General features: G+C 69.5%; 5 protein-coding genes. 2 read left to right on the plus strand and 3 right to left on the minus strand.

Annotated features, from left to right (window positions below; all coding sequences use genetic code 11):
• Positions 1-127: 127 nt before the first annotated feature.
• The 3 genes from G315_RS0113320 to G315_RS0113330 form a co-directional block, all read right to left on the minus strand.
• Positions 128-3,580, minus strand: a complete 3,453-nt coding sequence (locus G315_RS0113320; RefSeq protein ID WP_019612672.1) for an AAA family ATPase — start codon at positions 3,578-3,580, stop codon at positions 128-130.
• Positions 3,581-3,587: 7 nt separating this feature from the next.
• Positions 3,588-4,868: a DNA repair exonuclease gene (locus G315_RS0113325; protein WP_019612673.1), complete on the minus strand. Its 1,281-nt coding sequence runs from the start codon at positions 4,866-4,868 to the stop codon at positions 3,588-3,590.
• A 199-nt stretch (positions 4,869-5,067) separates the two neighbouring features.
• A complete protein-coding gene (locus G315_RS0113330) occupies positions 5,068-5,814 on the minus strand; it encodes an HAD family hydrolase (RefSeq protein ID WP_019568204.1) in 747 nt (248 codons plus the stop codon).
• A gap of 127 nt (positions 5,815-5,941) precedes the next feature.
• Here G315_RS0113330 and G315_RS0113335 point away from each other — a divergent pair, with 127 nt between their 5' ends.
• Both G315_RS0113335 and G315_RS0113340 read left to right on the plus strand, forming a co-directional pair.
• Positions 5,942-6,526, plus strand: coding sequence for a cytochrome b (locus G315_RS0113335; protein ID WP_018169430.1), 585 nt, complete (start codon positions 5,942-5,944; stop codon positions 6,524-6,526).
• 13 nt (positions 6,527-6,539) lie between these two features.
• Entirely contained in the window at positions 6,540-8,135 is a 1,596-nt protein-coding gene (locus tag G315_RS0113340) for a hypothetical protein (RefSeq protein ID WP_019612675.1), read from the plus strand.
• Positions 8,136-8,354 lie beyond the last annotated feature (219 nt).

Genomic DNA, 8,354 nt, shown 5'->3' on the forward strand with positions numbered 1-8,354 from the left:
TCGGGGTGTCGCCAGCGAGGCGGGGTCACGAAGCGTTGTCTCTCCACAATAGCACCGAAACATTGTCATGGGGGCGAGCGCACGAAGAAGGGCAACGAGGCACCTGGCGTTTCCTTCCCCGTGCCGTTCAGGCGGGCGGGTGCAAGCCGCCTTGCAGGGCGCGGGCCAGGGCCTGGCCTTCGCTGATGGCCCGCTCCGCTGTGGAGTGGTGCGGTTTGAGGGTCGCGATCACGCGGTGTTCGAGCTCGGTCGCGGTCAGGATTGTGTTCGGGTCGATATAGCCGTTGTCGGTGAGCCATTCGGACAGCCGTTCGCGGGCACTGCTCTGGAAGCGTTTGACCGTACCGTTCTCCAGTTCGCGCAGGAGCTGTTCGCCGTTGCCGTTCAGTTGGTTCGCCAGGTCGGAGACGGCGTCGATGAAGGTCGCACTGACGGCCTCGGAGGCCTCCAGGGCCGCGCGGTCTACCGGGCGGCCGCGACCCTGGCGCCAGGCGCGAGTCCAGGCGCGGGCGGCCTCACTACGGGCCTGCAGCGTCTGGCATTCCGGGGCTTCCAGCAGGGGGGCGGCGGGGCCTTGTAGCAGGGATTCCAGCGCGCCCAGGCGATCCACCCCCAGCTCCAGCAGGCGCTGCAACAGCTCCAGACGGTCCCGCAGCAGGTGAAACAGATGGATACCGGCCGGATCCTGCCAGGGGTCGATCAGGGGAATGCCCCCAATCCGCTGCGCGTAGTGCTCGGGGGCGTCGCTGCCGGGGGCGGGTACCGCTTCGGGTTCCGGAAGGCTCAGCTGCTCGTTGCTACCCAGCGCTTGCTGTCCCCAGCGGCGTGCGGCCAGGTCGATGATCTCGACGCTGGACTCCTGTGCCTGCCAGTAACGCGCGTCTTCGGGCTGGGCGGTCAGGTAGAAGACCTGTCGGCCGGCCTCGTGGGCCAGAGCCTGCAGGCTTTCGGCCACTGCCCGGAAGCGGTCCGGGTCCGCCGTACCCAGCGCCTCGTCGAGGATGAGCGGGAGCGCGCTGCGCCCGCGTTCGGCCTCCAGCGCAAAGGCGATGCGTACGGCGAGCAGAAGCTGCATCCGCGTCCCGCTGGAGAGTTCGGTGAGCGAGCGGGTGGCCCCGCTGGCGGTCTCGCGGGCGCTGAACCGGGCCGAGGCATGGGGCGAGAACTGTAGTTCGTAGTGATGGCGAGTGAAGCGCCGGAACCACTCGCGGGCCTGGCGCAGGGCCGCGGGCTGCACCGCCTGTTCGTGTTCCATCTCGACCTGGTCCAGCAGGAAGTTTCCGGCCCTGGCGAACAGGGCCTGGTCGAGTCGCTGGGTCAGGGCGTCGCGGGCGAGTTCGCGGCGGGCGCGGGCGGTTTCCAGCTGGCGTTCATGGCCGGCGCGGTCGATGGCCGCTTCGATGCGGGCGATCTCCTCGCTCAGCCGGTCGCGTTCCGCCGCCTGGTCACGCAGGGTCTGAAGTTGCGATTCCAGGGGTTCCGCGGCATCGGCCTCGACCGCCTCCAGCAAGTCCGGGCGGTCCTCGAGGTGGCGGCGGCGTTCGCGTTCGCGTTCGCGCACATTACCCAGTTGCTCGCTTAGCTCTTGCCAGGCGGGCCATAGGCGCAGCCTCTCGCGCAGGGTCGATTCATCGCCATTCTCCAGGCCGGCCGCTGCGTACAGGGCGGCGATCTGCTCCCGCGTGCGATCCGCGTCGGCTTTCAGACGTTCGAGTTCGCGCTGGGCGGCCTTCTCCTCCCGCTGCGCGGTGTCCCGCGTCTGCAGCCGGGCGGCGAGACGGTCCAGGTGCTGGGCCAGGGTATCCGCCGAAGGCTCGGAGTCCGGAGGGGCCACGGCATACTGGGCGAGAAAGGCCATGACGGGCGCCCGGGTCGCCTCCAGCTCGGCTGTCAGGCGTTCCTGCTCTGCCCGGGCCGTGTTCACGGCCTGGCGCGCCCGGTCATGGTTCGCGGTCAGGTGGATCCAGCGCTGCAGCGAGGCATCCATACAGCCGGGGTCGAAGCCGACCTGCCGGGCAATGTCTTTCAGGCGCCCCTCTTCCCGGTCGCGGGCGGCGCGCCGCTCTTGCAGTTCCCGTTCGAGTCGAGCGCGGCGCTCCGCCGTTCGCCGCGCGCCCTCCGCGGTTTCCAGTTCACGCTCCAGGTGGGCCAGGCGCTCGCGGACCGCGTCGGCCGTCCAGTCCGTGGGCAGCGCCAGACCGGTATCGCGGAAGCGTGCCTTCGCAGCCTCGCGGGGTATGTTGTCGGTCGCCGGGCGAGCGGCGATGTAGGCGCCCCAGGCGACCGGGAGCGCGAGTACGGCGAAGGCGGGGTGTACCAGCAACGTCGCTGTGCCAATGGCGCCGCCCGCCGCGAGCAGGGCGATCCCGGCGGCGACCCGGCGCAGGCCGGTCCAGGGGGTGGGGCGCGGGGACCCCAGCCAGTGCAGCAGCTCGTCGCGGCCGCGTCGCAGTGTGTCGGGGGTGGGCAGGGTGTCCTCAGTCGGAGGCAGGGAGGCGAGTTCGTCTTCCCGTTGCGCGATGCCGGCCTGCAGCCCACGCAGGGTCTCCAGGGACTGTTCCACCGAGTGGAGCGTGGCGGGGTCCAGGGCCGGAATCGCCTCTGGCGTGCCCCCCAGTTCTTCGGTTGCCTGGTGCCGTGTCGCCTGGGCCGCGTGCAGCTCCCTTGTCGTCTGCTCCAGCCCCCTCTCCAGCTCCAGCAGCCTGCGAACCACGGGGCGTTGATCGTCCACGCGATCGGCATCCAGCTCGGGATCCGCCAGTCCGGCTGCCTCGCGGCGCTGGCAAGCGTCCTCCAGGCGTTCGCGGGCCTGTTGTTGTTCGTGTTCCAGGCGCCGCAACTCGTCCTGGAGTGGGGCGAGGCGTTGCAGTTCGTCGCCGCGGAGCCTGTCCAGACCGGCAGGCAAGGCCGCCATCCGGGTCTCCAGATCCCGGTGTTCGCGTCGGGCCCCCAGCAGGTCCAGGGCGCGTGCGTACTGATCGGCCTCGTGGGCAGCGCGCTGGGTCTGCTGGCGTTGCGCTTTCAGGTCGGTCAGGCGCTGTTCGTCGTGTTGCAGGCCGCGTTGCTGCTGACGCCGCTCGCGCAGTTCCTGTTCCGCAGCCGTCAGCGCCTGGGACTCGCTACGGGCATGGGTCGTCTTCAGGCTCAGTGCGGGATCGTCGCGCAGGGTGGGCAGGTCGTAGCCACCGGCCAGTTCGCGGGCCAGGCGCAGGCCGATCTCCTGCTCGGTGCCGTGGTCGGCGTTCAGCAGATCCTCGATGCGCAGGGTGTAGCAATCGATGAAGCGATGATCCGGCAGTGGGGGCGCCTCCACGCGTTCGCCATTGCGGGACCAGGACAAGTCGGTCCCCAGCCGATGGGCCTGTAACGGGCCCTGGGCATCGACGAAGGTCGCCTCGATGTGGACTCCGGTCTGGCGCAGTTCCTGGGCATACAGGGCGGCTCGCAAGGCGCGCACCAGGCTCGATTTTCCGGACGCGTTGGGCCCGATGGCCACGTTCACGCCTGGCCCCAGGGCATCCAGGCGGAACCCCGGATGGATGCCCGGCAGACGGACGATATCCAGTGAGTCCAGTCTCATGCGGCCCTCACGCTTCGCTCTCGCGCTGGAGCAGCAGCCGGTCAAGGGCGTGCAGGGCGGCCGCTTCCAGGTGGCGGGCGATCGCCTCGTCATCCGGGCCCTCCGGGGCGAGGGCGCGATAACGCGGGTCATGAATCACCTGCGCGAGCGGACCCCGGGCCTTCTCCAGGAGTTCGCGGCGGGCCGCGTTGTCCGGGCCTTGCAGCAACTGGAGCTTGCGGGCCAGCAATGCGGCGGGATCGCTGCCCGCGGCGAGTTCCGCCAGGTCCAGGGCGGGCAGGGCCTCCAGGCGCCAGTCATGGACGAAATACAAACGGCCGCCGAGGTCCTGCGGGGTGGCGCGCGGGTCGTCGGCGTACAGGCTGCGCTCCAGCGCATGGCGTTGATCGCTGCGTCCGGTCAAGCGCAGGCGGCAGCCGACGGCCGCAGGCCTGTGGCTCCAGGTCTCCAGCTCGGCATGGAGGGCTCCCAGTGCCTCGGTCACCCGACGGTGGATATCGGCCGCTTGCTGCAGGCCATCCACGGCGATCTCGAGGGTATGCCAGGACAGCGGTGCCAATGGAATCTGTTCGATCGCGAGGTCGCCGCCCGGGGTGATCTCGAGACACCAGGGGCCATGGCGGCCGGGCTCGCCCGGATCCATGCCGGTCAGGGAGCCCAGATAGCCCATCGGTCGGGGCGCGGCGAGCGGATCGGGGCGGTGGATGTGGCCCAGTAGCCAGGCCTCAACCGGGGCGGCCTCCAGGTCGCTGCTGCGCACGGGGGCGTGCGGGCTGCGGGACTGGTCACGATCGCAGTGCAGCAGCCCGACGGTGGGGCAGTCTGTGGGGGCGGGAAAATCGCCTTCCAGCGGACTGGTGGTTACGCGCGCTTCGGGGAACGACCAGCCCGCAATCCGTAGACGCTGATCATCATGGCCGCGCAGCTCACGGGTGTCCCACTGCCCGCCGGCCCCCAGCAGCTCGAAGGCCGGCAGGGATTCGGCCAGCCGCGGCAGGACCTGGACGTCATGGTTGCCGGCGACGCCGAGTACCCGGATGCCCGCCTGGGTCAGGCGCTCGACACCCGCCCTCAGGTCGCGGTAGGCCTCGTAGAAGTCGTCCTCCTGTTCGACCACGTCGCCGGCCAGCAGCACCGCGTCGATGCCCTGTTCCACGGCGTAGTCGACACTGCGGCGCCACGCAGCGGCCGGGCCGAGGTTTGCGATGCCGAGCGCCTCGCCCACCGCGGGCGGGATGCGCGACGGCTGTCGGCCCAGATGGATGTCGCCCACGCACAGGAGCTTCATGGACGCGGGGAGGGGGTCGGGATCATGGGCGCAGTTTGGAAGAATCGCGGACCAAAGCCAATCCCGGAGCATGGGATGGGCCCCTTCATCGGTTCTGCCCGCGTGGGAGCCTGCTTGCAGGCGAAGCCCCTGCCAGAGTCGGACGCGGGCAGGGGCTTCGCCTGCAAGCAGGCTCCCACGGGTGTGGTGGCGCGCAGGGTCAGGTGTCGATGCCGAGTTGCCGGGGTAGCTGGCCGAGGCGGCCGAGGGTCAGGCAGGGGCGGGGATGACCGTGTTCCCAGGGGAGGGATTGCGGGTTGAACCAGGCGGCGCGGAAGCCGGCCTGCAGCGCGCCCAGGACGTCCGCCGTGCTGTCGTCTCCGACGTGCAGGATGGCGTCGGGCTCCATCCCCGCATGCTTGCGGGCCTGATCGAAGATATGCGGATCGGGCTTGGCCGCACCCGCTTCGCCGGCGGCGACGGCGAAGCCGAAGTACTGCCCGAGGGGCGTGCGAAAGACATCCGCGTTACCGTTACTGATCGCGCCCAGGCGGAAGTGGCGTGCCAGGGTTGCCAGCACATTCTGGGCCTCGGGATAGGGCGTGACCTCGTTGCGCGCCTCCCAGAACACCTGGAAGCCTTCACCCGACAGACGCTCCGGGCAGCAGCCACAGGTTTCGGCCAGTTCGCGCAGCCAGCGCTTGCGCAGGCGGGTCAGGTCGTGGCGCTCGTGGTCGGGGGCCGCGCGCATGAAGGCCGTTCGCGCCTGGATCAGGGCATCGGGACCGAAGCGCTCGCACACCTCGGGCGCCTGCTCGCGAAGCCAGGCATAGAAGCGCGCCTCGGCGTGATGGATGACCGGCATCACCGGCCACAGCGTGTCGTCGAGGTCGAAGGTCAGACAGCGGATACGGCCGGGTTCGAACGCTCGAGGTCGAACAGGCTCGCGACGGGGTGCGTGGTTCATCCGTATAAGGGTAGCGTGGAACTGCGACGGCGCGACCATTCGGATAACACCTTTGGGGGTACTCACGGCGTTCGGCCGTCGGAGTGGACTGCTACGCTGGGAAGGAAGCGACGAGGAGGTCTTCGACATGCAAACAACCAACGATTCCGGTGTCTGGCCGCGTTACAGCCGGGGCCAGCGGGTGGTGCACTGGCTGGTGGCGGTATTGGTGCTGGGCGCGCTGAGTCTCGGCGGGACGATTGGCTGGTTCGGTTTCGAAGGGTTGCAGGCGCGCTTCGGCGAGGATGCGACCAACACCATTTACACCTGGCACAAGAGCTTCGGGGTGCTGATTCTGGCACTGATGCTGGTGCGCATCGGGCTGCGGCTGCGTCATGGCAAGCCGCCCTACGCGGTGGCACTCGCCCGTTGGCAGCGGATTGGCTCGGAGGTGGTGCACGGGCTGCTCTATGTCCTGCTGATCGTGATGCCGGTGATCGGGTGGTGGGCGACCGCGGCCGGGGGCTATCCGGTCCAGCTGGGGCCGTTGATCCTGCCGGGCTTGTTCCCGGAAAACGAAGCCCTTTCGGAGATCCTGTTCGGCTGGCACCAGGCGCTGGGGATGGCCATCCTGATCCTGGCGCTCGGCCATATTGCGGTGGCGCTGTTCCACTGGCGCGTGCGTCGGGATGGCGTGATGCAGCGAATGACCTTCGGTTCGGCTCGGCGCTGATTCCGGGGCGCCGATGCTGCGATTGCTGCTGACCTTTGTTGCGCTGAATGCGGTGCTGCTGGGTCTGGAACTCCCGCGCTACGCGGGGCTTGCACCGTACTGGTTGGCCTGGGAGGCCGTGCTGCTGGTGGGCCTGTTCGCGCTTCTGCCGTCGGGCCGGCTGGCGCGGGGGTTGGCGTGGCTGGCGGGCGGGCTCCTACTGGCGCTGGTGGTGTTGGCGTTGTTCGATGCCCTGACCCGGGCCAGTCTGAACCGGCCGCTCAACCTGATCCAGGACTGGATACTGCTGGATGCGGTGTACCAGTTGGTGACCGGGAATCTCGGCTGGGTGGCCACCGTGTTGCTGGGCATCGTCCTGATCGCCGGGCTGGTCGTGGTGATCTGGGGAGCGGCTCGGGGGCTGTATGCGCTGGGCAGCCGTGCCGCAGGCGCGCGGCGGGTGCCGCTGCCCCTTGCCGTTGGGCTGCTGGCGCTTGGCCTGGTGGGTACGGCCGCCGGCATGCGCGACGTGGCGCCCGCCGGAACGGTCGCGCCGGCGGCTGGGATGGTGCAGCAGCAGATCGCGGCGGGGCAGGCCGCCATCGCGGAGAACCGGGCCTTTCGTGCGCGGCTGCAGCAAAGCCGTGAGCAGGCCGGGGCACAACCGCTGCCGGGACTTGCCGGGGTCGACGTGATTCTGGGCCTGGTGGAGTCCTATGGCGTCTCCGCCGTTTTCGACGAGCGCTATGCGCCCGTGATCGTGCCGGGACTCGAGTCGATCGGCGACGATCTCGACGCCGCGGGCCTGCACGTGGTGACCGGCGTGCTGGAGGCGCCGATCGCCGGCGGGCAATCCTGGCTGGCGCAGGCCTCGCTGCTGTCGGGTCTGCAGGTGCGCTACGCCGGGCACTACGACGCGTTGCAGGCCGAGCCCCGCGATACCCTGGTGCAGGATTTCCAGACGACCGGCCACCGCACGGCCATGCTCGCGCCGGCGATCCAGCTTGACTGGCCGGAGGGCCGGTGGTTCGGCTGGGACCGGATGGTGGGCAAGCACGACTTCGACTACGCCGGGCCGCCATTCTTCTGGGTAACGATGCCGGACCAGTACACCTGGTCGTTCTTCGACCGCGAGGTGCGCGCGACGTCGGAAGACCCGGTGTTCGCGATGCTGGCGCTGGTCAGTTCGCATGCGCCCTGGACGCCGATCCTGCCGGTGCTGGAGGACTGGGATGCGATCGGGGATGGCGCGATCTTTGACCAGTGGGCCGACCAGGGGCCCGCGCCGGAGACGCTGTGGCGGGACTTTGGTCGCGTGCGCGAGTACTACGCGGAGTCGGTGCGCTACTCGCTGGAGGTGACCGGGGCCTACGCCGCCCGGTTTGCCGATGAGGAAACGCTGTTTTTCATGCTGGGCGATCACCCGGCGGCCGCGCTGATTACCGGTCAGGACGCCAGCTGGGCGGTACCGGTCCACGTGATCTCGGGCGATCCGGAATTACTGGAGCCGTTCCGGGCGCGCGGCTTCGTGTCGGGGATGCTGCCGCCGTCGGAGCAGGCGGAACATGGCTTCGATGCCCTGCGTGGCTGGCTGCGCGATGCATTTGGCGGGGCGCCCGGAAAGGACTGATCGACCGGCTACTGTTGCAGGCTCTCGAGCCGATTGGCTGGCCCCGGTTCGTCATCTGGTGTTTACGGTGGCTTCGTCGGGCCGCCTGCCAGGCGCTGACTCGCCAGCGCGCCCCGAGGCACTTTCTTGCTTGCCCAAGAAAGTGCCCAAAGAAGGGCACCCGGATTCCGCCCGGGAACCTTGCTCCAGGGCCCTCGGGCCGGCGGCGCTGAACTCGCT

Origin of the sequence: Thioalkalivibrio sp. AKL7, from assembly GCF_000381705.1 — a bacterium.
Lineage (GTDB): Bacteria > Pseudomonadota > Gammaproteobacteria > Ectothiorhodospirales > Ectothiorhodospiraceae > Thioalkalivibrio > Thioalkalivibrio versutus.